Here is a 26183-nt window from a genome sequence, read left to right on the forward strand (position 1 = left end):
GATATTTTTGAAATCAACACAGTCAGAGTAACAATCCCAAAAACGTAAGGGAGTTACCTGGCATGAACAGCGTTCCCTCCAGTGCAGCCGTTGTTGTACCCACCGAGCCCCCAATCTGCCCAATCTGTCATGATGGCCTCTACTCACCCAAAAATCGGAAGTTTGTGGGCAGGCGCGTCGCTATTGCCAGGCCCTGCGGGCATAAGTTTCACTTTAAGTGCCTTTCCCGCTGGACAAAAGACCATCTGACCTGCCCTTACGGGCGGGAAGTCATTAACAATATGGTGGTGAAAAACCTGCCCCTGCCCCGGGGCTGGCGGCGTCAGATGGTCAACGCCGCAAAGGAGGGTGATATCAAGATCATCCAGACCCTGCTGCAACGGGGGGCAAAGGTGGATGCGGGCCGGACTTCAGGAAAAACCCCCCTGGCCTGGGCCGCTGCCAATAAGCACCTCGATGCAGCCCTGCTGCTGGCCAGAAGGGGCGGATCCGACCCGATCGGTCTGAGCAACCTGGGGGGTCTTTTCGAGGATGGTGATGAGGGCATTCCGATAGATCTGCACAAAGCGGAGCACTGGTACCTCAAGGCGGCTGAGTTGGGGGATATTGCAGCCATGTGGCAGCTGGGCCACCTGTATCAGCATGGTGGCAAGGGCTTTCCGGTAGATCTGCACAAAGCCGAGAGCTGGTACCTTAAGGCGGCTGAGCTGGGGGATATTGCAGCCATGAGCAGACTGGGCATCGTCTTTGCAAATGGTGGCGAGGGCTTTCCGGCCGATCTGCACAAGGCCGAGAGCTGGTACCTTAAGGCGGCTGAGCTGGGGGATATTATAGCCATGAATAACCTGGGCTGCCTGTATCATAATGGTGGCAAGGACTTCGCGGTAGATCTGCGCAAAGCGGAGCACTGGTACCGTGAGGCGGCTGGATTGGGGGATGCCTGCGCCATGACTAACCTGGCCATACTGTATCTGGATGGCGGCGAGGGCTTACCAGCAGATCAGGATCAGGCAAAGTTCCTGTTGTTCAAGGCGGCTGGAATGGGGGATGTTGGAGCCATGACCAGTCTGGGCTGGCAGTATTTCAAGGGTAACAATGGCTTTGAGAAAGATCTGCACCAGGCGAAATCCTGGTGGCTCAAGGCGATTGAGCTGGGATGTGCTAAAGCCATGCTTCACCTGGGTTACCTGTGTCTTCATGGTGGCGAGAGCTTTCCGGCAGATCTGCACCAGGCGAAAATCTGGTTGCTCAAGGTGGTTGAGCTGGGGGAAGATCCAGCCATTGTAGCTTCAGCCATGTACCAGCTGGTTTACCTTCATAACTATGCTGACCAGGACTTTGGTTTAGATCTGCGTGAAGCGGAGCGATTGTACCTGAAAGCCATTGAGCTGGGGTCTCCTCTGGCCATGAGTAAACTGGGTAACCTGTATCTGGGTGGTGGCAAGAACTTTCCGGTAGACCGGTACAAGGGAAAACGCCTGTTGCTCAAGGCGGCTGAGCTAGGAAATGCGCCAGCCATGAACACTCTCGGCAACCGTTATGTGCTTGGTGACGTGGGCTTTGAGGCAGATCCGCACAAAGCAAAACATTTTTTCCTCAAGGCCGCTGAGCTGGGATATGTTTCAGCCATGAGCAACCTGGGCTGGTTATATCTGTATGGTCGCGAACACTTTCAGATGGATCTGCAGCAGGCGAAGTTTTGGTTGCTCAAGGCGGCTAACCTGGGTAACGCTTGGGCCATGTTCCACCTGAGTCATCTATATGAGCATGGTGGGGCGGACTTCCCGGTAGATCTGGACCAGGCGAAGGCCTGGTTGCTCAAGGCGGCTGAGTTGGGGAATGACCTGGCCAGCAAAAAACTGGAAAAAGTCTCTAAACCACAACCAGCTAAAAAACGCGGGTTTGATGAAGCCTTTCCTGAATGAATCTGTATCTCTATACCTCCTGCATCCATAAAATTGTGTACGTTATAACCGTATAACCCCCTTCTTTTCGGATATTTTGACCTGTTCTGGAATTCAGTAAATCTACAAAGCTGTTTTTTTGATATTTTCAGAACCTGCTACGGGATATTTTTGAGATCAACACAGTCAGAGTAACAATCCCAAAAACGTAAGGGAGTTACCTGGCATGAACAGCGTTCCCTCCAGTGCAGCCGTTGTTGTACCCACGGAGCCCCCAATCTGCCCGATCTGCCATGATGGCCTCTACTCATCAAAAAATCGGAAGTTTGTGGGCAGACGCGTCGCTATTGCCAGGCCCTGCAGGCATAAGTTCCACTTTAAGTGCCTTTCCCGCTGGACAAAAGACCACCTGACCTGCCCTTACGGGCGGAGAGTCATTAACAAAATGATGGTGAAAAACCTGCCCCTGCCACGGGGCTGGCGGCGTCAAATGGTCAACGCGGCAAAGGAGGGTGATATCAAGATCATCCAGGCCCTGCTGCAACGGGGGGCGAAGGTGGATGCGGGCCGGACTTCAGGAAAAACCCCACTGGCCTGGGCCGCTGCCAATAAGCACCTCGATGTTGCTCTGCTGCTGGTCAGAAGGGGCGGATCCGACCCGATCGGTCTGAACAACCTGGGGAGGCTTTTCCGCGATGGTGGTGAGGGCATTCCGGTAGATCTGCACAAAGCGGAGCACTGGTACCTCAAGGCGGCTGAGTTGGGGGATATTGCAGCCATGTGGCATTTGGGTTACCTGTATCAGCATGGTGGCAAGGGCTTTCCGGTAGATCTGCACAAAGCCGAGAGCTGGTACCTTAAGGCGGCTGAGCTGGGGGATATTGAAGCCATGTGCAGCCTGGGCGTCGTATATGCAAATGGTGGCGAGGGCTTTCCAGCCGATCTGCACAAAGCCGAGAGCTGGTACCTTAAGGCGACTGAGCAGTGGGATATGGCAGCCATGAATAACCTGGGCTACCTGTATCATAATGGTGGCAAGGACTTCGCGGTAGATCTGCGCAAAGCGGAGCACTGGTACCTTGAGGCGGCTGGATTGGGGGATGCCTGCGCCATGTATAACCTGGCCCTGCTGTATCTGGATGGCGGCGAGGGCTTACCGGCAGATCATCAGGATCAGGGAAAGTTCCTGTTGTTCAAGGCAGCTGGGCTGGGGGATGTTGGAGCCATGACCAGTCTTGGCTGGCAGTATTTCAAGGGTAACGATGGCTTTGAGAAAGATCTGCACCAGGCGAAATCCTGGTGGCTCAAGGCGATTGAGCTGGGATGTGCTAAAGCCATGCTTCACCTGGGTTACCTGTATCTTCATGGTGGCGAAAGCTTTCCGGCAGATCTGCACCAGGCGAAAACCTGGTTGCTCAAGGTGGTTGATCTGGGGGAAGAGCCAGACATTATAGCTTCAGCCATGAACCATCTGGGCTACCTTCATCACAATGCTGGCCAGGACTTTGGGGTAGATCTGCGTGAAGCGGAGCGCTTGTACCTGAAAGCCATTGAGCTGGGGTCTCCTCTGGCCATGAGTAAACTGGGTCACCTGTATCTGCATGGTCGCAAGAACTTTCCGGCAGATCCGTACAAGGGAAAACGCCTGTTGCTCAAGGCAGCTGAGCTAGGGAATGCGCAATCCATGAACACCCTTGGCAACCATTATGTGCGTGGTGGCGAGGGCTTTGAGGCAGATCCGCACAAAGCAAAAGATTTGTACCTCAAGGCCGCTGAGCTGGGATATGTTGTAGCCATAAGCAACCTGGGCTGGTTATATCTGTATGGTCGCACACACTTTCCGGTGGATCTGCAGCAGGCGAAGTTTTGGCTGCTCAAGGCGGCTGACCTGGGTAACGCTACGGCCATGTTCAACCTGAGTCATCTGTATGAGCATGGTGGGGCGGACTTCCCGGTAGATCTGGACCAGGCGAAGGCCTGGTTGCTCAAGGCGGCTGAGTTGGGGAATGACCTGGCCATCAAAAAACTGGAAAAACTCTCTGAACCACAACCAGCTAAAAACGCGGGTATGTGAATAATGATTTAGTTAAATTAATTCATTATCACAACCAACGACTAAGCTGGACCGAGCCTAACCTCAGATAGAGTATCTGTACCACATACCCCATCCCAAAATGCTACTATATTTTGCCTTTTTTGTAATACATTAACGTGAATTCGACGTAAAAAAGACAAGAGGCCTCCGGACTGCTTAGCCATCTTTCAGATACCAAACCTTAGAACAGCTAACCAGAGGCCCCATGTCTATGACCAGTGTATTCTGTGATATCGATGATTTCTGCCTGATTTTTGAACCAGAATGGCATAAACAACTTATCTGTAATGCCAATAAGCCTCCAGTTATATCAAAATTGTCGCTCAGTGAAATAATGACCATCATCATTCATTTCCACCAGAGTGCCTTTCGGGATTTCAAGCATTATTACCTGAATCTCATCGTTAAATATAAGTCTGACTGCTTCCCGAACCTGGTTTCTTACAATCGCTTATACCCGGCAGCCCAGAAAGCATCATATTGATATAACAGCACTGACAGAAGGTTTGCCTATGGCTTTCTGAGCATCGAACTCACGTTACATTAGAGGGCAATGTCAATGAAAAGAGTCATGAAACATATTGAACACAGACAAAATATATTCCAACAACATAAACTATTTTCCCTCATAACTTCTGACCAGATCCCTCTGGACAAGAAGCTCCAATTAATGCCAATCATGATCCTTTTTGTCATGAATTTTAGAGATATGAATAAATGGGTCATCCGCTTTGATGATGAAAATGATCAGTTTAAACAAACCATAAATGGCAATACACGAGAGGATGAAACACACTCTCGTCTGTTCTTGGAGGACTGGCGCAAACTTGGCTTCGATAGATCTTTGAACTGGCGTATCAGTGATCTGTTGTGGTGGTTATTTTTTGCGGAAGACACAGAAGTTTTCCGCAAATGTGGTGTAGAATTCATGCGCTTGAATGTTGCAGATCAGGGCGATCCACTCATACGCTTTGCCCACTCAGAAGCCGGTGAAGCATGTGGGCATGTCTTTTTCGAGACCATTACACCAATCGCAAAAGCCCTTACGGCAGATAACGGAATCGACTATCGCTATTTTGGCCAATATCATCTGGATCGAGAGACTGGGCATATTCTCAACTCCACGGGCGTTTTTGAGGATGAGGCACTTACTGACGACCAGTATCGTTTATCGATAATGCTATCCGATCAGATGTTTCATATTTTTGATACCATTCATGACAGTTTTTACCAATACATCACACAATATTGTCTGCCCGATCGTGTGCCAGAAAAGAACAATGCCATTTTTTTCGACATCCCCTGTTATCCTGATGCTTCTTTTGCCCTAAAGCTACCAGATGCCACCCAAACAGACGCCACACAACAGCCGCTGGTTAAATACCTGCTTGAAAGAAAGCAACGTGTTGAATCCCATGAATTTTATCAATGGCTGCAATTTGCCGATTTACCAGCCATAGACAAACTGCGTCGTTTCTTTCCCTTATGGATTTTTGACTGCCTCGGCTACCGGGATCTCAACCATTACATAATCAACTATTCTTCCCCTCAAAATGCGTTTGAGGTACATGTCAATACTGTATCAAGCAACCTGGCACGCCACAGTCGACTGGCAATGGCCGACTGGCTTGCACTTGAACTTGACGATCACCTGGGCTGGCGGGCCAGTGATGCCTTGGAATTTTTTTTCCTTGATCCAATGATGGACAAACACAGACGTGCATTAATTAAGTTTGGCATGCTAATGCTGCAGTTCGAGGATCCGTTTCTGCGCCTGTGGTTCCTTGAAATACTTGAAGCCAGTGGTCATGCATTTTTCCACCATTGCCAGCCTGTAGCCGTGACCGCTGAGCAGCAAAATGGTATTCGCCTCAATTACCTGGCAAATCGCCACCATTTGGTTCATGACCATAACGGCAAACTGTTGGATACCATTGCCATCAAGTCTATACCCATTCATCAAGAGCAGGTAAAGGTCATTACCATGTTTATAGACACAATATTTGATGCATTGGAGCAGAACCTGAGTTCATCACTCAAATTTGTGCAAGCCAATCGTTTCTTTGGCAATTGTTAGAATTCATCAAAATCAATGCAATACCTTGGTTATACCAGCGATTTCGCGGTAGTGTCACACATTGCTTTAGCTCTTGCGTCCATTATCCTCGGTGCGATTATCTTACTACTAAAAAAAGGCGGTAGATTACACCGGCGACTTGGGCACCTGTGGGTTGCCATGGTATCCCTGGTCGCCATTGGCTCATTCTGGATAAAGGTGCTTAATCCCAACAGCCGTCTGTATGGCTTAAGTGCTGTACATAGTCTCAGCTTTGCGACACTTGTTTTTCTTGCTTTAGGCATTTATTTCGCCCGAAGGAGAAAAATCCATCAACATGAATTTTGTATGAAACTGGTGTTTTACTTTGGTTTACTGCTGGCAGGGACCATGACCCTGTTTCCTGGTCGAATGCTTTCCTATTATTTGTTCAATCTGGTTCATAATTTTGTTGTGCCGTTATTGTCACTCCATCATGACTAAACGATTATTAGAATATCTGACTTGGCTGATTATTGGTGCCAGCCTGCTGATATCTGTGTATGTGGGCGGAACGTATTATTTTCAGGTCTTTTCCATTCTGGAGGGTATTACAGCAGCACTGGCCCATTCACAAAACCAGGCCAACGATCAAACTATCTCCCCTGTGGCATGTTGCAGCTTGCTACTCATTGAGCCAAATCAATATATTCTTGTTATTGACCAGCTTGATTATTTTGCTGATGAGCACCCTGCACTCACATTCCGGGTTCAGAACACAACCATTCAGGATTGTCGTAAAATAGCAGGAAGGAATGGATTATTCATTGCCGATATGTGGTTGCCTAAACTATGCCGAACCAACCAACACAGTGAATTACCCGTTCTGGCCATCAAGGGCCCTCTCCCAGGGGAAATCTGATTCCCAACAAGATAAAGAACAGGCAAAAGCAAACTGGTGATCGGAAACTCGATTCACAGTACATCCAGGCAGAGAATGAATCAGGAGGATTATGTCGGCCAGGTTATTTTTTAGGCTTATTGGATAATAGACTGTTCAGGGTTATTTCAGGATTCTCCCGGGATCATCAAAGGAGCCATGAATCCGGTTACCAGTGCCGGCCTGTTAAAGTCCAGGTCGACTTAAACGACAATGAATTTGTATCTCTATACTTCCTGCATCCATAAAATGGTGTGCGATATAACCGTATAACCGCCTTCTTTTCCGATATTTTGCTCTGATCTGGAATTAAGGAAATCTACAAAGCTGTTTTTTTGATATTTTCAGAACCTGGTACGGGATATTTTAGAGATCAACACAGTCAGAGTAGCAATCCCAAAAAGTAAGGGAGTTACCTGGCATGAACAGCATTCCCTCCAGTGCAGCAGTTGTTGTACCCACCGAGCCCCCAATCTGCCCGATCTGCCATGATGACCTCTACTCACCCAAAAATCGGAAGTTTGTGGGCAGGCGCGTCGCTATTGCCAGACCCTGCGGGCATAAGTTTCACTTTAAGTGCCTTTCCCGCTGGACAAAAGACCATCTGACCTGCCCTTACGGGCGGGGAGTCATTAAACATATGGTGGTGAAAAACCTGCCCCTGCCCCGGGGCTGGCAGAATCAGATGGTCAACGCGGCAGAGGAGGGGGATATCAAGATCATCCAGACCCTGCTGCAACGGGGGGCGAAGGTGGATGCGAGTCAAACTGCGGGTGAAACTCCCCTGGCCCTGGCCGTTGCCAATAAGCACCTCGATGCTGCCCTGCTGCTGGCCAGACGGGGAGGATCCGACCTGATCGGCCTGAGAAACCTGGGGTGTCTTTTCCAGAATGGTGGTGAGGGCATTCCGGTAGATCCGCACAAAGCGGAGCATTGGTATCTCAAGGCGGCTGAGTTGGGGGATATTGCAGCCATGTGGCATCTGGGCTACCTGTATCAGTTTGGTGGCGAGGGCTTTTCGATAGATCTGCACAAAGCCGAAAGCTGGTACCTCAAGGCGGCTGAGCTGGGGGATATTGCAGCCATGTGCAGCCTGGGCATCATGTATGCAGATGGTGGCGAGGACTTTCCAGCCGATCCGCATAAAGCCGAGAGCTGGTATCTTAAGGCGGCTGAGCTGGGGGATACTACAGCCATGAATAACCTGGCCTATCTGTATCATAAGGGTGACAAGGACTTCGCGGTAGATCTGCGCAAAGCGGAGCATTGGTACCTGAAGGCGGTTGGATTGGGGGATGTCTGCGCCATGAGTAACCTGGCCCTAGTGTATCTGGATGGCGGCGAGGGCTTACCGGCAGATCACCAGGATCAAGGAAAGTCCCTGTTGATCAAGGCGGCTGGGCTGGGGGATGCTGAAGCCATGACCAATCTGGGCTGGCTGTATGCCACCGGTCACAAGGGCTTTGGGAAAGATCTGCACCAGGCGACATCCTGGTGGCTCAAGGCGGTTGAGCTGGGACATGTCAGCGCCATGCAACCGCTGAGTAACCTTTATCTGCATGGTGGTGTGGGCTTTGAGGCAGATCTGCACCAGGCGAAAATCTGGTTCCTCAAGATGGTTGAGCTTGGGAAAGATCCAGCCATTATAGCTTCAGCCATGTACATGCTGGGTCGCCTATATCATTTTGGTGGCGAGGGCTTTGAGGTAGATCTGCATGAAGCGGAGCGATGGTACCTGAAGGCGGCCGGGCTGGGGGATGTTTTAGCCATGTACAACCTGGGTCGTCTATATCAGTATGGTGGCGAGGGCTTTGAGATAGACCTGCGTGAAGCGGAGCGCTGGTACCTGAAAGCCATTAAGCTGGGGTCTCCTCTGGCCATGAGTGGCCTGGGTCACATGTATCTGCGTGGTGGCGAGAACTTTCCGGAACATAGGTACAAGGGAAAACGCCTGTTGCTCAAGGTAGCTCAGTTGAGGAGAGACTTGGCCATCAAAAAACAGGAAAAAGCCTCAAAACCGCAACCCGCTAAAAAACGCGGGCTTGATGAAGCCTTTCCTGAAGAATCCGGCCGCCCCCACCCAGAGGGCGCATCCACGGCAGCAGACTGTAAGGCATAAAACGATGGTAGAGCAGGCTTCCCGATAGATCCGCCAAATGCCCATGGCGGGTGACAATATTTTGCGTCCCCCGGGAGCGAAAAAAGGTTCAGCAAAATATGTTTCACGACAATGAATATATATCTATACCTCCTGCATCGATAAAATTTTGTGCGTTATAACCTTATAACCGCCTTCTTTTCCGATATTTAGATCTGTTCTGGAATTCAGCAATTCCAAAAAGCTGGTTTTTTGATATTTTCAGAACCTGGTACGGGATATTTTTGAGATCAACACAGTCAGAGTAGCAATCCCAAAAAGTAAGGAAGTTACCTGGCGTGAACAGCATTCCCTCCAGTGCAGCAGTTGTTGTGCCCACCGAGCCCACAATCTGCCCGATCTGCCATGATGGCCTCTACTCATCCACTAATCTGATGTTTGTGGGCAGGCGCGTCGCTATTGCCAGGCCCTGCGGGCATAAGTTTCACTTTAAGTGCCTTTCCAGCTGGACAAAAGGCCATCTGACCTGCCCTTACGGACGGGAAGTCATTAAAAAAATGGTGGTGAAAAACCTGCCCCTGCCCCGGGGCTGGCGGCGTCAGATGGTCAACGCGGCAAAGGAGGGTGATATCAAGATCATCCAGGCCCTGCTGCAAAGGGGAACGAAGGTGGATGCGGGCCGAACTTCGGGTAAAACTCCCCTGGCCCTGGCCGTTGCCAATAAGCACCTCGATGCTGCCCTTCTGCTGGCCAGAAGGGGAGGATCCGACCTGATCGGTCTGAGAAACCTGGGGTGTCTTTTCCAGAATGGTGGCGAAGGCATTCCGGTAGATCTGCACAAAGCGGAACACTGGTATATCAAGGCGGCTGAATTGGGGGATATTGCAGCCATGTGGCATCTGGGCCACCTGTATCAGTTGGGCGGTGAGGGCTTTCGGATAGATCTGCACAAAGCCGAGAGCTGGTACCTTAAGGCGGCTGAGCTGGGGGATATTGCAGCCATGTGCAGCCTGGGCATCGTCTATGCACGTGGTGGCAAGGGCTTTCCAGCCGATCTGCACAAAGCCGAGAGCTGGTACCTTAAGGCGGCTGAGCTGGGGGATACTACAGCCATGAATAACCTGGCCTACCAGTATCAGCATGGTGGCAAGGACTTCGCGGCAGATCTGCGCAAAGCGGAGCACTGGTACCTGGAGGCGGCTGGATTGGGGGATGCCTGCGCCATGAATAACCTGGCCCTACTGTATCTGGATGGCGGCGAGGGCTTACCGGCAGATCATCAGGATCAGGGAATGTTCCTGTTGTTCAAGGCGGCCGGGTTGGGGGATGTTGGAGCCATGTCCAGCCTGGGCTGCCTGTATTACCAGGGTGAACAAGGCTTTGAGAAAGATCTGCACCAGGCGAAATCCTGGTGGCTCAAGGCGGTTGAGCTGGAACATGTCAGAGCCATGTATCACCTGGGTTACCTGTATCTGTATGGTGGTGAGAGCTTTACGGCAGATCTGCATCAGGCGAAAATCTGGTTGCTCAAGGTGGTTGAGCTGGGGAAAGATCCAGCCATTATAGCTTCAGCCATGTACCTGCTGGGCTACCTTCATCACTATGCTGACGAGGGCTTTGGGGTAGACCTGCGTGAAGCGGAGCGGTGGTACCTTAAGGCGGCCAGGCTGCGCAATGATTCAGCCATGAAAAAGCTGGGCAGCCTTTATCTCAATGGTGACGAGGGCTTTCCGATAAATCTGGACCAGGCGACCTTCTGGTTGCTCAATGCGGCTGAGCTGGGTAGTGCTTCAGCCATGAACAAACTGGGCACCCTGTATGAGCTTGGTAGAGAGGGCTTTGGGGTAAATCTGTATGAAGCGGAGCGCTGGTACCGTAAGGCAGCCAGGCTGGGGAATGCCAAGGCTATTAAAAATCTGAGGAACCTCAAAAGCAGTGTGGAGATAGCTTCCTGATAGATCCGCTAAAAGCCTTTGCGTATTCAGAGTACATTCAGGCAGAGGATGAATCAGGAAGATTATATCGGCCGGGTTATTTTTTCGGCTTATTGGAGAACAGCCTGTCCAGGGTCATTTTAGGGTCAGCAAAGGAGCCATGAATCCGGTAACGAATGCTGGCCAGCTGATCCACCTGTTTGCCCACCAGTCTGTCCGCAATATAAATAATGCCCGCCACCTGGGGAGCAGTTCCCAGCAGTACGCTGAGAATCGGCAGATTGGATGACACAGGCAGGGTAACCACCAGGCTCAGATCCAGCTGTTCAGTATTGGTATCAATAGTGCCATCCAGTTTGAAGTCGGAAGACGGCCCTTCGATCACCATGGGTGAATTGAAGGTAATCAGTCCACGGTTAAAGTTCAGGCTGCCCTTGATTTGATCAAAACTGATACCGGACGAGTAGAGATCGGAAAAGTCCAGCCTTATCCTTCTGGTCAGTGCTTCGGTATTAAAAATACCAAATAATTTAAGTGCTTCCGACGAGCCATTATCGACTTTGCGCAGCCGCCCTTTCTTCAGCAGCAAATCGATCCGGCCTTTCATGGTGGCAATCGAACCTCCAAGAGGCGATCCATCCCAGTTCAGGCTGGCCTCGAAACGGCTTTCCCTGGCCTCAAGAAAACCTGAAGAGCCCAGGGCTTTCTGCAATGCTGTGATGTCCGTGCCTTTAAGTTCTCCCTGAACCCAGCTGCGCTGTTCACCGTCCATCAGCACCCAGTCTGCCAGACCATTCAGCGACATACCCGACAGCTCACCGGTAATATGATCGATCTTGACACCGTTGGGTCCATGACGAAGTTTAAAACCGATGCTTGCAGGCGTTCGGCCGCCAACCTGAATATGGTTGATGTTCACATCAAGATTGGGCAACGTTGCCGGATTGATGTCTGCCAGGCTGTCCCCGGATTCTAAAGGACTCTCCCCGGAAGCGTTTTCAGAAGCAGGCTCTGGCAGATGTACACGGTCAATATAAAGAGACCACGGTGCAGTTTGCTGGTCAGGAATCCATAAATCACCTTTCAGTGTCTGTCCATCAACGGCCAGTTTCATGCCTTTTCTGTCAGACTGTGACCTCTGATTCTGAACCGCCTGCTGAAGTGAAACCGATATATCCGGCCAGAGATAATCCCCATACTTCAGTGAACCGAGGTGAACATTGTCAAGGGCCAGGCGTGAGGCCAACTGTTGCTCGACAGGACTACCGGGCTGCCCTTCAAAGCGGGCCTTCCAGGGACCGAGATCCAGTTCCGGCAAAGTACCGGTCACCAGAAATTGATTCCCTGAAGGCCAGACAGAAAAGCCTGTACCGGGATGGGAAGCATCGTCACCCAGTGTCATCAAGGCAGACTCCGGGGAAAACTCTGGCGTCATTCTCATGTCCAGCCGCCCCAGTTTGCCCAGCGTCACACCCAGCAGCTGGTGACCTGCTTTTTTGGTCAGAGAAAACGTCAGGGGTAGCGGTGTATCGGCTGTTTTACCCACCGGCGCTGGCAGCTCTATATCAACGCCAAGCAATTCACTGCCGACCCTGAGTTCCGTGTTATTGTCGTCTAATCCCAGGGATAAGCTGGCGCGATAATCCGTTTCTCCCTCCAGCAAACTGAGCCAATCCAGCTTCAGCCAGTCCTGAAGTGAAGACACTGAGGCTCTGCCTGACCAGACAATATCGGTGGAAACGGGTTGTTGATTCTGTACCATCGAACGTATCTGAAATTGAGCCGGCTGACCAAACAGCTGACCAGATAACTGTCGTGCCGTAAGTCCACGGTCAGTGCTGTAGGAGAGATCACCGGCAATGCCTTTTGCGGCAATCCCCACCTCAGGAATTCCGAAGGTAAACGATTCCACTGCACCACGGATATCCACTTCAGAACGGCCCGGGTCATCCAGAGGAAGTGTTAAATCAAGTCCGGCATCCAGCTGCCCCTGTAACGTCCATTGTTCTGCTGCACCCTTCATCCAGTCATTAATGGGTGTCCGGGTAAGAAAGTGCTGCAGTGTCTCGCCACTGGCATTCAGCTGACTGCGGATCCTGAGTATCGATGTCCCGTCCAGCGGCACTCGCGCCACGATATCATTCAGTTGGCCACCCGCTGACTCTGCCTGCTGGCCCAGTACTTCCACCCGGTCATCGTTAACATAAACCTGCCCGGCCAGGCCGGTAATCACAGGCCAGTCAGGCGCATAGTCCAGCTCGCCATTCTGGAGATCAAAAAACAGTCCCCAGCGGGAATCCTGTGGGCCGATATCTCCACGCTTACCACCAGACAGCGCACCGTTATAAATAAACCCGCCCCCTGAGATATCCGCCTTGCGAATGGCGGTATCCAGCCAGTGAACCAGGCCGCTGTTCATGGGCAGCAAGGCTGGCAGGTACTTGCCCGTATAGCGGGCATCACCATTGCTCATGCCCACCGTCAATGCCATATCCAGGGTGTCACCTTCATGCCATTTTAACGGGATATCGAGCCTGAGCTTGCCTTTCAGATCACCTTCAGCACCCACCAGGGCGATGTCATCCGACTTCAAAATATAAAAGTCATCAATAACATCCCAGTAAAGGCGTGCTTTGGCAGTAGCAAACGTCCAGGTTTCCCGGAACAGTTTGGGAAAGCCCAGCTGGAAGTTCCGGGTATCCAGATCAAGATACCCCTGCAGCAGGTTCATCCTTAACTGACCACTGACATTGCCCCCGGAAGGAGCGCCGTGCCAGGCAGCCACCGACACATTGTCAAGCCGGGCACTCAAGTCGAAATCAAACGGTTGACGGGATGGGTAAAAACGGATGGCCAGATCATTCAACTGGCCAATGGGATTCAGGGTATTCACCAGATCAGCAACCGGTTCCGGAAGCGCATCTGTATCCAGTAACCATCGTTTCAGCAGATCCAGATCCAGGTTTTCGGTCGCTACGGTTACCGCATATTCTTCAGCCAGGCCACCGGCCAGATACCAGCTGTTTTCCCACTGATAAACCGTCCCGTTATGCAGGCGGTTTTCCAGATTGAGGCCATTCAGCCAGATCTGCCAGCTGGATTCTGACAACGGCTCCCGGGACAAAACGCCCTGCATAAATACATGGGTCTGCCCGGAAAGATGGTTCAACGCACCAGCGTTATCCCGATACGTTACATCAGGAGAAGCGACCTCTCCCTGTACTTGCCAGACCCCATCATCATACAGCCAGCGGGTCTCCAACTGTACCACTGCTGACAGCACATCATCATAACAACCAGACCACAGGACACAGAGCTGCTCAGCATCAAGATCACTGGCGACGGCCGCTCCCTGCCACCGGGAAAACTGACCAGGGCTGGCGATGCCAGAGCCATCGATGGCAAGATAACCAGCACCCGCTTCAAGGCGGACCGACAGATTTTTCTGGTCACCATCCGTCACGACCGTCAAATGCTGGCCATGAATATCACTGCTCTCACCATTGGCTTTGCGCATATTCAGGCGGATATCACGAATATCCACCTTCTTTTGCAGGGCAAGCCATTCCATCGCAGAACTCTGTTGATATTCAGGAGCCTGTAATGATGACCCGGCAACCCGTTGAATACCGGATAGTGCCCACTGGGCACCATCTCCACGGACCAGCTCAACATTGACTCCATTGATTTCCAGGGATGAAAATACTGGCGTCCAGTGAAATAGTGACTCCTTCAGGCTCAGTTCCAAAGCCAGCTGCGAGATACTGAACCCGGCCTGATCTGCCTCTTTACCTTTAAGCGTCAACCCTCTCATGGATAACCATGGCTCACCATCATTCCATTGCGCAGACATGGACTCAATTTGCAGGTCAGCCTGTAACCGGTCGCTGAGAAAACCTGAAAGCTGAGGCAGCAGAACCGGTAAAGCACTAAACGTCAGTCGCCCGAGCCCCACCAGAATGACCAGAATGGTTAACCCGGTCAGCAGCAGCCGCCAGCTCCATTTCATCAAACTATTCAGTAGACGGAGAGTGCCTGATGGTGCTTTTTCACCATCTGCCCCCTGAATACCCGGAGCACTCCGTTTGAGGCTGTTTACCATCCGCTTCAACAACCGAGTTCCCGCCCTGACAAACCATTGGACAACTGACCATTAACCAGCCGTATAACAAAAGTGACGCTCAACAAAATATCAATCCAGACTCAACAGTAACCATTACCAAATGCTAAAAAAACACTACCCGCTTCCCGTTAACCGCGCCCCTGAGAAGCGGGGTAGCGGGCAGCAGGAAGCGGGCAGCGTTCGTTACACCAGAACTACATCAAACTGTTCCTGGGTATAGATCGGCTCCACCTGAAAACGAATAGGCTTCTGGATAAACTCTTCAAGATCGGCCACATTATTGGACTCTTCATCCAGCAGACGGTCTATCACGGTCTCAGCTGCCAGCACCGTATAACTGTCGCCATCATAGGCCCGGACAGCCCGGAGAATTTCCCGGAAAATCTCGTAGCATACCGTCTCTGCCGTTTTCAGGGTACCACGGCCTTCACAGGTTGGGCAGGATTCACACAGAACATTCTCCAATGACTCGCGGGTTCGCTTGCGAGTCATCTCCACCAGGCCCAGTTCACTGACGCCGGTAAAATTGGTCTTGGCATGATCCTGCTCCATGGCCTTTTCAAAAGCACGCTGAACCTGCCGCTGATGCTCCGGATCTTCCATATCAATAAAGTCGATAATGATGATCCCCCCCAAATTCCGTAACCGGAGCTGACGGGCAATGGCAACGGCCGCTTCAAGGTTGGTTTTAAAGATAGTCTCTTCCAGATTACGATGACCGACAAAGGCACCGGTGTTGACATCGATGGTGGTCATGGCTTCGGTCTGATCAATAATCAGATAGCCACCGGACTTCAGCTGAACTTTACGGCTAAGCCCCTTGTTGATCTCATCCTCAACGCCAAACAGATCAAAAATCGGGCGTTCGCCGGGGTAATATTCAACCCGGCCATCGATCTCAGGTACCAGCTTTTTGACAAATTTGGACACTTTTTCAAACGTTTCCCGGGAATCAATGCGGATCTTTTCAATGTTGGGGTTGACCAGGTCACGCATGGTTCGCAAGTGCAGCGGCAAGTCTTCATAGACATTGGCCGGTGCCTTACTCTCCCGGATATTCTCTTCGATGGTGGCCCACAGCCTGCGCAGAAAGAGAATATCGGCACGCACCTCAGCTTCGCCGATGCCTTCTGCAGCCGTTCTCAGAATAAAGCCACCGGCACCATCATCACCGCCAAGGCAAGACTCAACCAATTGCCGCAGACGTTCCCGCTCCTCAACATCTTCGATGCGCAGCGAGATCCCCACGTGGTTGTTTTTTGGCATGTGCACCAGATAGCGGGCCGGAATGGAGATATGGGTGGTCAGACGGGCACCTTTGGTACCCAGGGGATCTTTGGTTACCTGAACCACCAGCGACTGGCCTTCATGCACCAGTTCATAAATCGGGCGTTCCTGGGTCTCTTCCCCGTTTTTTTCATGGCGGCTGTCCTGCCTGGGCGCAATTTCACTGGCATGAATAAACGCCGCCCGTTCAAGGCCAATATCAACAAAAGCGGCCTGCATTCCCGGCAGGACACGAACCACCTTCCCTTTATAAATATTGCCGACAATACCCCGACTTCGGGCACGCTCGACATAGATCTCCTGCAGCACCCCATTTTCAACCAGAGCCACCCGTGATTCCATGGGCGTGATATTCATGAGAATTTCTTCGCTCATCCCAGTCCCTCAATTCCTTTAATGCATTGACCTGTGGTGCCTCTTCAGACGGACGATGAGTTTCGTCTCAGGCATCACAGGTCAATACACTTTCCACCATTCCTTAAGAGGCCGTCTGAGGTTGACGTACTGGTAGAAACAAAATAGATCAGTCGATCATACCAGTAATTTGCATCCGGTTTTTGCTTCCTGACAAACTTTATACCAAAAACCGTTCCATGATGGTGTGAGAGCGTATTCACGCTCTTTTTTGAACGGCAAAAACGGCGAGAAAATGAGACACCTTAGTTGGAAATAAGATACAGAGTACAGATCAGTACGCTTGCCAGAATGGCACATTAAAATCTGTCAGAAGTCGTGCAGTCTCCATAAGCGGCAACCCGACAACACCGGAATAACTGCCAGACAGACTCGCTACCAAAACCGCACCGTAGCCCTGAATACCGTAGGCACCTGCTTTATCGGTCGGCTCCCCGGAGGCAATATAATCATCAATCAACGAATCAGACAGGTCATTAAACACCACATCTGTGACTGACAACTCAGTTTGCAGCTGACTGCCATCGGTTACCGCTACTGCGGTCATCACCTGATGAGCATTGCCGGACAGCATCACCAACATACGACGAGCATCGTTTGAATCCTGAGGCTTGCCGAGAATTTGATCATTACAGACCACCGTTGTATCTGCTGCCAGCAAGGGCATTTGGACAGAATCCCGGGTTAATAATGCCTGCCAGCCTGCCGCTGCCTTTTCCCGGGCCATTCGCAGCACATATTCTGCTGGAGCCTCACCGGGGAATGGGGTTTCATCAATATCACAGGCCAGTTGATGAAAGGAAACACCGATTTGCTGTAACAGCTCAGCTCGACGCGGGGATTGGGAAGCCAGATAGATCATATTCAACCTTTTTTTGAACGACACAGAACCGTAGTCACTTAGCCCGGATAGATGCCCGAAGCCTAACGTAATAAAGACGGATTATAAAAGAGTTGGAACTTATTCATTAGTTAGTGGTCAAAAACACCAGTAAAGCTTTAATACCGTACACCCCATTCATCCTGAGCGGATTCGAAGGATGGGAGCACCGCACTTCACTCAGTGCGAACGGTATGGGTATCAAAGAATCAACTACTTATAACAATACTCTTAATAAAGAAACATAGGAGGTTTCTATGACAGGCCCCACTGCCGGTAATCCAGCGCTTAATTCCCCCCAGAATGCGCAAAATAGTGAATGGACCTGCGTAAGCTGGTTTAAAAAAATTTCTGACGCTGTTGCCAGTAAAACATCTCGCTTTTTTGGGCGTGTTGTTGCCGCTGTGGTAACTGTAGCCACCTTCATTCCTTCACTGGGCGTTGATCTTGTTTATGCAGCCAAGAGCCTGTATGACAGAAAAGTCACCAATCTCCAGGCCAAGGTAGAGTGGATAAGAGACATTCATGATGGCGATGTCAAAACTACGATGGGAAAACACAATCGTTTTCTGGCAAATAACGTCTTACACCATCCAGAGGCTATCCCGGAAGCAGCTCACCAACAACTGGTTAAGGCCCTGAATGGTGATATTCCAGTTGAGTTGATTACTCCAGACCAAAATGCTTTTACAACATTTAAGTTTGGGGAAGAGCTAAGAATTGGTGAATCAAGACGTTACTACGATATTGGAGATGGACAGGCACTGGCAATGAATAATTGCCCACACCAATTCTATGATGAATTAATGATGAATAGATACCTTGAAAAATTAGGTGTTCCGACCATTGAAATCAAACCCGCTGTTATTCGTTGGGAATTCGAGGGTGAAAAATACACAATGGCAACCTACATCACAACATCATTTAGCGAATACGCAAAACAAAATGCTTTCTTAATGCATAAAAGATCTACTTCAGAGGAAACTGAACTACTGGATGGTAAGAAATTGTTAGCAGTAGACGAAGACGAAGACAAGTATATACTGACTCCTGAGCACTGGGATGAGGTTTTAAAGCCACTGGTTAATGATGTTAGAACCCTGATTGATAATGGTGTTTCTACACATGCTTGTTACGGAATTTCGGCTACCCACAAAGCCATCGTTGTCGGAAAAGGCAATAAATTCCACTCAGGTGGGCCTGCTGATTATGAGATTCGCGCATTTCCATATGAATTCGTAGACGAGACGACTCAACTTGATCAACTTCCACCTAAAAAGCGGCTTACAGCTAAAGAGGAGAAAGAAATATTGAGACATTATATCGAGTTAGCCGCTTTTGTTCAATTTAACCCTAAGGCATGGCGCTTGCCAAAAGAGTGGAAAAAACTTGTTAAAGATCTTGTCGAAAGACATATTCGCCGATGAATCTTCCTGTGAAAAGGCTGCGTTGGTTTTCTACACTCCCGGGAGAATCGCGGTTTGGTGTTTTTGCCTGCAGTCGCCTTTTCCCGGCAGGGGACTCACCGGGAAAAGGGTTTTCATTGAAGGCCAGTTTCTGGCAGGAAACACCAATTTGTTGTAACAGCTAAGCCCGACGCGGGGATTGGGAAGCCAGATAGATCATATTCAACCTTTTTTTGAACGAAACAGAACCGTAGCCACTTAGAGGGATAGATGCCTGATGCCTAACGTGATGAAGACGGATTATAAAATAGTTTGAACTTATTCATTAGTTAGTGGTCAAAAGCACCAGTAAAACTTTAATACCCGTACACCCATTCATCCTGAGCGAAGCCGAAGGATAGAAGCACCGCACTTCACTCAGTGCGAATGGTATGGTTATCAAAGAATCAACTATTTATAACAATACTCTTAATAAAGAAACATAGGAGGTTTCCATGACAGGCCCCACTGCCGGCAATCCAGCGCTCAATCCCCCCCAGAATGCGCAAAATAGTGAATGGACCTGCGTATGCTGGTTTAAAAAAATTTCTGACGCTGTTGCCAGTAAAACATCTCGCTTTTTTGGGCGTGTTGTTGCCGCTGTGGTGACTGTAGTCACCTTTATTCCTTCACTGGGCGTTGATCTTGTTTATGCAGCCAAGAGCCTGTATGACAGAAAAATCACCAAACTCCAGGCTCCTGCTCCAAATCTTCCGGTTATTCCAGGAGCCAAAGTACAATGGCGAAGATACATTCATGATGACGATGTTAAAGCTACGATGGAACGTTACGATCGTTTTCTGGCAGAAAACCTCACACATCATCCAAACGAGATTCCTGAAGCAGCATATCAACAATTAAATGAGGCAACCAAAGGTGATATGCCCATTGAGTTGATTACTGAAGATGGTGTCACAACCGTAAAACTCCATAATAAGCTGGGAGGTGGTGGATCCAAGACATTCTACGATATCGGCGATGGCCAGGCACTGGCAATGATCAGGGCCCCACATCAATTCTATGATGAGTTAATGATGCAGCGATACCTGGAAAAATTAGGTATTCCTACCAATGAAATCAAACCCGCTGTTATTCGTTGGGAATTTGAGGGCACCACATACACAAAAGCAACCTATATCGCACCATCATTTAACGAATACCCAAAACAAAATGCCTTCGTATTGGACAGCAAAGCCCCTTTTAATATTACCGATCAACTGAACGGTAAGAAAGTGTTATCAGCAGGCCAGAATCCATTGATACCTGAGAACTGGGATGAAGTTTTGAATCCACTGGTTAATGATATTAGAACCCTTATTGATAATGGAGTTTTCACCCGGCATGATTCTCTAAATGCCATTCTTGTGGGAAAAGGCAACAAATTCCACTCAGGGGGGCAAGCTGATTTTGAGGTGCGTGCATTTCCATTTGATTTCTCAAGCAAAGTCGAGCAGTACGATCAGCTCCCTGTTAAAAAGCGGCTTAAAGCGAAAGAGGAGGAAAGAACATTGAGAGCATATATTGAGCAAGTCGTTTTTATTCAATTTGATGCCAAAAAATGCGCCTTGCCAAAAGAGTGGAAAGACCTTGTTACGGACCTTACCAAAAGATACCGTCGTCGAAGATACTTCCTGTGAAAAAGTAGCGACAGATTTCTATCCCGGGAGAACCCCGGTTCAGTATTTCTGCCTGCAGTTGCCTTTTCCCGGCTGGGGACTCACCGGGAAAAGGGTTTTCATTGAAGGCCAGTTTCTGGCAGGAAACACCAATTTGTGGTAATAGCTCAGCACGACACAGCCATTGGTAAGCCAGATAGATCTTATTCAATCTTAAAAGAATTGAAACTTATTCACTGCATAGTGGTCTTAACAGTAGATAATCAACTATATCTCCAATTTATTATTTACAACTACATGATTTAAAGAGAAACACAGGAGGTTTCTATGTCAGACCCGATTGTTGGTAATCCAGCACTCAATACCCACCAGACTACAGAAAAGCGTAAATGGACCTGCTCAAGCTGGTTTAACAGAATTTCTGAGGCTGTTGCCAGTAAAACATCTCGCTTTTTTGGGCGTGCTGTTGCCGCTGTGGTGTCTGTAGTAGCTTTTATTCCGTCACTGGCGGTTGATCTTGTTTACGCAGTCAAGAGCCTGTATGACCGAAAAGTTACCAAACCTCAAACTATGACTGAAAACCAGCTGCCAGTGAGCAGAACACAAACTACGGCTCAAAACCCGACACCAGAGAGAAGGCCACAAACTACAGCTCAATCCCCGGTACCAGAGCGCAGGTCACAAACTACAGCTCAAAACCCGACACCAAAGAGTGGGTCACAAACTACAGCTCAAAACCCGACACCAAAGAGCAGGCCACAAACTACAGCTCAAAACCCGACACCAAAGAGTGGGTCACAAACTACAGCTCAAAATCCGACACCAAAGAGCAGGCCACAAACTACAGCTCAAAACCCGACAACAAAGAGCAGGCCACAAACTACAGCTCAAAACCCGACAACAAAGAGCAGGCCACAAACTACAGCTCAAAACCCGACAACAAAGAGCAGGCCACAAACTACAGCTCAAAACCCGACACCAAAGAGCGGGTCACAAACTACGGCTCAAAACCCGACACCAAAGAGCGGGTCACAAACTACGGCTCAAAACCCGATACCAAAGTACAGGCCAAAAACTCCAGCTCAACGCCCAATACCAAAGAGCAGGTTTAAAAGTACAGCTCATAATCGAATGGCAGAGGGTGGTTCAAAAACGCTGACTTCAAACCTTCAAGTTATTCCCGGAGCCAAAGTACAATGGCAAAGATACATCGATGATGGCAATGTCAGAGATGCGATGGAAAGATACAATCGTTTTCTGGCAGTTAACGTTTCACATCATCCTGAAGAGATTCCAAAAGCAGCCTACAGTCAATTGGAGAAGGCAAGAGATGGTGATATCCCCATTGAGTTGATTACTCAGGATGGTGTTAAGACAGTAAAACTCAAGAAAAGTCTGGGAGCTGGTGCATCAAAGACATTCTATGATACTGGCGATGGCCAGGCACTGGCAATGAATGCGGCCCCTCACCAATTCTATGATGAGTTAATGATGCACAGTTACCTGAAAAAATCAGGTATTCCAACCCTTGACATCAAACCTGCTGTTATTCGTTGGGAATTTCAGGGTACCAAATACTCAATAGCAACCCATATCGCGCCATCATTTAGCGAATACGCAAAACAAAATACTTTTGAATTGCTCAGCAAAACCGGTCTTGAGATTTTCAATCACCTGAACGGTAAGAAAGTGTTATCAGAAGGCCAGAAGCCGCTTAAACCTGAAGACTGGGATGCGACTTTAACTCCATTGGTTAAGGATATTAGAAACCTCATTGATAATGGAGTTTACAACCCGGGTGATGCCTTCAATATAATTCTCGTGGGAAAAGGCGCTAAATTCCACTCAGGAGGTCCTGCTGATTATGAGGTTCGTGCATTTCCAATTGATTTCTCAAGCAGGTTTTTTCACTATGACCGTCTTCCCGTTAAAAATAAGCTGACAGCGGCAGACGAGAAAACAATACTGAAGGCACATATCAAGGAAGTGGTTCTTATTCAATTTGATGCCAATGCACACCAGTTGCCAGAAGATTGGGAAAGTCTTGTTGACAGACTTGCTGAAAGATACCTTCGCAAATGAAGCTACCTGTAAAAAGGTAGTGCAGGTTTCCAGGAGGCCAATGAAGGAGCCTCCAATAACATTGAAACATGTACCAGTGGCAAATCCCATTCACACCGGGAACTAAACCACGCGGAAATAGCGCCTCAAAAAACGCAGCCCGGACATAACCCAGGGCCAGATAAGCGCGCTGGATAATGAAGGCAGCAAATACCAGACAGAGGGAATCGTATCCCCTGCTGCACTGCGAACCCAGAGTAGCAGCAGCTGATAAAAACCCACCATCAGGAACACCATGAAGGCCTGTTGCCAGACAGGAAATAACCTGAGCCGTCGATGCAGACTGAGCACAATAAAAGCGACCATGATCATACCCAGGGAGTTCAGCCCAAACAGACTGCCATGAAACACATCCAGCAGTAAACCAGTAATAAAGGCAAACAACAAACCAAACCGCTCCGGCAATGCCAGAACCCAGTAGATAACCACCAGCGGAACCCATGCCGGGCGAACCAGTGATAACCATTCAGGTAATGGCATAATACTGAACATTGCCGCCACCAGCAGGGTCATCCACACCACCCAGTGGGCATTAGCCTGCTGAACCATTATCGCCGCACCTCATCTGTTTTCTTCTCCGCCTTTGTCTCATCTGTCTGGGCAGCATTGATCGGCTCAATCAGGCCGGAGACTTCCCGAAAAACCAGAAGCACAACCCGGCTTCTATTCACTTCAGCAAGCGGCTTAACTTCAATAGAGGCAAAGGCATCGCCGGAATCATGGATAACCCGGGTAACCATCCCCACCGGGTATCCCTCAGGATAAGTGCCCCCCAGCCCCGAACTGGTCAGCAGATCGCCCTCCTGAAAATCTTCAGTAACAGGAATATGCTGCAATTCAAGGCGATCCGTACGACCGGTCCCCGTAGCAATAGCACGATATTTGGTTCGGTGATTTTGCACAGGAATGCGGGCCGCCACATCGGTCAGCATCAACACCCGACTGCTGACAGGGCTGACTTCAATGACCTGGCCCATTACACCATGAGCATCAAGAATGGCCTGCCCTTCGTAGACCTTATCAATGGCTCCCTTATTAATGATCACCCGGTGCCGGAAAGGATCAGGGTCAACGCCAACCACCTCGGCAACCAATACTTGCTCATCCACCAGTTCAGAAGAGTTCAGCAACTCCCGCAGGCGGATATTCTGGGCTGTTAATGAGGCAAGCTTCTGAACCTTCTGCTCAAGAATCAGGTTTCGTGCTTTGAGACGGGCGTTTTCCTGAAGCAAGTCGTTGTGCGACATGACCACCTGTGAAGCGGTTCCCCAGATACGCCCGGGCAGATCGGCAAGAAACAGGACAGGCGTAGCAGCAACAGTCAGCCACTGACGAACCTGTGACAGGGCTCGATAGCTATGATCAAAATACAAAATCGCCAATGACAGGATGATCAGCAAAACAAAGCGCGTGACCAATGACTGGCGTTGACTGAAAATCGGTTTAATAACCTGCTCCTTACCAGGCCTCAGAACTTAACCCGGATATTTCATAAACATACTCCCGTTCTCGCTTGTCCTTTGCCGCTCTTAGGGAGTTTTGTTCAGTCGACCGTACTCCCCGGTACGGCGCTCCCTCACAAAATCCCTTAGAGCGACAAAGTCCTCGGCTTTAGCATCCTGCGTCGCCCTATCTCCCACATCCATGTGGTCGTGCGCGAGATTCGGGGCAGTTTATGAAATATCCGGGTTAACTGCCTTGAGAATGCCATATCAAAAACCTGAAGCACCGTCCGATCGACACCCATGTCTGGCTGACAATTTCCAGTGATCAGCTATTAAAGGTGATGAGTCCAACAACACTTCCCGGAAAAACCGCGATTACAGAAAAAACACTGATCACCTGAAGAGAACTGCTAACTTTGCCTGATGGCAGACCAAAATAGCAAATCAGCAATACCTCGGGAAGAAATATTGCTGATCATTTTCCAAAACAGGTGCTTGATTAACAGAGCAGTTAATCCGTGGATAACAGATCCATACGGTGCTTATCCATCATCTCGATTGCCCTGCCGCCGCCACGGGCCACACAGGTGAGCGGATCTTCAGCGACCAGAACCGGCAGGCCGGTTTCTTCACTGATCAGTTTATCCAGATCCCGCAGCAATGCGCCACCACCGGTCAGAACCAGGCCACGCTCGGCAATATCAGAAGCCAGTTCTGGCGGAGATTGTTCCAGGGCACTTTTGACCGCCTGAACAATCGCCGTCAGCGACTCCTGAAGCGCTTCCAGAATCTCACCGCTGTTCAGGGTAAAGCTTCTGGGAATACCTTCCGCCAGGTTACGCCCGCGCACATCAATTTCCAGCAGTTCATCACTTGGGTAGGCGATGGCAATTTCCTGCTTGATACGCTCAGCAGTAGCATCACCAATCAGGCTGCCGTAGTTGCGGCGGACATACGTCACGATCGCGTCATCAAAACGGTCACCGCCAATGCGCACAGATTCAGAGTAGACAACACCGCTAAGGGAGATAATGGCAATCTCCGTAGTACCACCACCGATATCCACAACCATGGAGCCACTGGCTTCTTCAACCGGAAGTCCGGCACCGATAGCGGCCGCCATGGGCTCTTCGATCAAATACACTTCCCGGGCACCCGCGCCCAGTACCGATTCACGGATCGCCCGCTTTTCAACTTTGGTTGATTTGCAGGGCACACAGACCAGCACACGAGGGCTCGGCTGAATAAAACTGTTCTCATGCACTTTGTTAATAAAGTGCTGGAGCATACGCTCGCAGACATCAAAGTCCGCGATCACGCCATCCTTCATTGGACGAATAGCGGTAATATTGCCGGGGGTTCGCCCCAGCATCCGCTTGGCATCGGCACCAACAGCCACTACGCTTTTTTGAGTACCGAGATTGCGGATAGCAACCACAGAGGGTTCATTTAACACTATGCCCTTTTCGCGGACATAGACCAGTGTGTTGGCTGTTCCAAGATCAATCGAGAGATCGCTGGAAAACAGGCCACGTAACCTTTTCAGCATGTTATGGTGTACCTTGATTCAAGGCTTGGGTAATTCCAGAAACTCTAACAATGCTGCATCCGGAGGGCAAGCAGCAATTGTGCTCTGTGGCAACTGTGCCTGAATCATTTATCTCAGTAAAAGCATTCAAACAGCGGCTTCTTAAGTAGTTAACCAAATGAAATCATATATTTCTGACTAAGTTGTCAATCACTCTGCGGCGTTGCAACTCCGGTCACATAGCTACTGCTATGCTCCCTGCGTTGCGCCTTGCATAGTAACTGCCCACTTAGCCAGAAATATACGATTCCATTTGGC

16 protein-coding genes and 1 pseudogene are annotated in these 26183 nt (G+C 49.7%); 11 read left to right on the forward strand and 6 right to left on the reverse strand.

Translation table 11 applies throughout. The annotated features are described in order from the left end of the window. Positions 1–62: 62 nt before the first annotated feature. The 8 genes and pseudogenes from J7439_RS17775 (at position 63) to J7439_RS17805 (ending at position 11027) form a co-directional block, all read left to right on the forward strand. Entirely contained in the window at positions 63–1925 is a 1863-nt protein-coding gene (locus J7439_RS17775) for an RING finger domain-containing protein (protein WP_209203297.1), read from the forward strand. Between the two features lie 205 nt (positions 1926–2130). After that, complete coding sequence (locus J7439_RS17780) at positions 2131–3978, forward strand: RING finger domain-containing protein (RefSeq protein WP_209203298.1); 1848 nt, start codon at positions 2131–2133, stop codon at positions 3976–3978. A gap of 226 nt (positions 3979–4204) precedes the next feature. Beyond that, positions 4205–4474, forward strand: a pseudogene (locus J7439_RS27535) (IS982 family transposase); the annotation flags it as partial. A gap of 96 nt (positions 4475–4570) precedes the next feature. After that, on the forward strand, positions 4571–6076 hold the full coding sequence (locus J7439_RS17785) for a hypothetical protein (protein WP_209203299.1): 1506 nt from the start codon (positions 4571–4573) through the stop codon (positions 6074–6076). Positions 6077–6091: 15 nt separating this feature from the next. Next, a complete protein-coding gene (locus J7439_RS17790) occupies positions 6092–6538 on the forward strand; it encodes a DUF2306 domain-containing protein (RefSeq protein WP_209203300.1) in 447 nt (148 codons plus the stop codon). Beyond that, entirely contained in the window at positions 6531–6956 is a 426-nt protein-coding gene (locus tag J7439_RS17795) for a hypothetical protein (protein ID WP_209203301.1), read from the forward strand. Before J7439_RS17790 ends, J7439_RS17795 begins: the two co-directional genes overlap by 8 nt. A gap of 439 nt (positions 6957–7395) precedes the next feature. Continuing rightward, complete coding sequence (locus J7439_RS17800) at positions 7396–9093, forward strand: RING finger domain-containing protein (RefSeq protein WP_209203302.1); 1698 nt, start codon at positions 7396–7398, stop codon at positions 9091–9093. Positions 9094–9410: 317 nt separating this feature from the next. Next, positions 9411–11027, forward strand: coding sequence for an RING finger domain-containing protein (locus J7439_RS17805; RefSeq protein WP_209203303.1), 1617 nt, complete (start codon positions 9411–9413; stop codon positions 11025–11027). A gap of 76 nt (positions 11028–11103) precedes the next feature. Here J7439_RS17805 and J7439_RS17810 read toward each other — a convergent pair whose 3' ends face one another. From J7439_RS17810 to J7439_RS17820, 3 genes are all read right to left on the reverse strand, one after another. Next, on the reverse strand, positions 11104–15108 hold the full coding sequence (locus J7439_RS17810; protein ID WP_286198425.1) for a YhdP family protein: 4005 nt from the start codon (positions 15106–15108) through the stop codon (positions 11104–11106). Between the two features lie 204 nt (positions 15109–15312). After that, entirely contained in the window at positions 15313–16791 is a 1479-nt protein-coding gene (rng, locus tag J7439_RS17815) for a ribonuclease G (protein WP_209203305.1), read from the reverse strand. A gap of 313 nt (positions 16792–17104) precedes the next feature. Next, complete coding sequence (locus J7439_RS17820) at positions 17105–17692, reverse strand: Maf family protein (RefSeq protein ID WP_286198422.1); 588 nt, start codon at positions 17690–17692, stop codon at positions 17105–17107. Positions 17693–17967: 275 nt separating this feature from the next. Between J7439_RS17820 and J7439_RS17825 the strand changes: the two genes are divergently transcribed. The 3 genes from J7439_RS17825 (at position 17968) to J7439_RS17835 (ending at position 22853) form a co-directional block, all read left to right on the forward strand. Next, positions 17968–19137 carry a hypothetical protein gene (locus J7439_RS17825; RefSeq protein WP_209203306.1) on the forward strand — a complete coding sequence of 390 codons (1170 nt, stop codon included), beginning with the start codon at positions 17968–17970 and terminating at the stop codon, positions 19135–19137. 473 nt (positions 19138–19610) lie between these two features. Next, on the forward strand, positions 19611–20792 hold the full coding sequence (locus J7439_RS17830; RefSeq protein WP_209203307.1) for a hypothetical protein: 1182 nt from the start codon (positions 19611–19613) through the stop codon (positions 20790–20792). A gap of 1110 nt (positions 20793–21902) precedes the next feature. Beyond that, positions 21903–22853, forward strand: coding sequence for a hypothetical protein (locus tag J7439_RS17835; protein WP_209203308.1), 951 nt, complete (start codon positions 21903–21905; stop codon positions 22851–22853). Positions 22854–22955: 102 nt separating this feature from the next. On the opposite strand, the gene mreD is transcribed toward J7439_RS17835, so the two are convergent. From mreD to J7439_RS17850, 3 genes are all read right to left on the reverse strand, one after another. After that, a complete protein-coding gene (gene mreD, locus J7439_RS17840) occupies positions 22956–23441 on the reverse strand; it encodes a rod shape-determining protein MreD (RefSeq protein WP_209203309.1) in 486 nt (161 codons plus the stop codon). Beyond that, a complete protein-coding gene (gene mreC, locus J7439_RS17845; RefSeq protein WP_286198426.1) occupies positions 23441–24364 on the reverse strand; it encodes a rod shape-determining protein MreC in 924 nt (307 codons plus the stop codon). The genes mreD and mreC overlap by 1 nt, the downstream gene beginning before the upstream one ends. A 484-nt stretch (positions 24365–24848) precedes the next feature. Further along, the gene (locus J7439_RS17850; RefSeq protein ID WP_020585121.1) at positions 24849–25886 is read right to left on the reverse strand and encodes a rod shape-determining protein; all 1038 of its coding nucleotides are present in this window, start codon (positions 25884–25886) and stop codon (positions 24849–24851) included. Positions 25887–26183 lie beyond the last annotated feature (297 nt).

Origin of the sequence: Salinisphaera sp. G21_0, from assembly GCF_017744115.1 — a bacterium.
Classification (GTDB): domain Bacteria; phylum Pseudomonadota; class Gammaproteobacteria; order Pseudomonadales; family Endozoicomonadaceae; genus Endozoicomonas.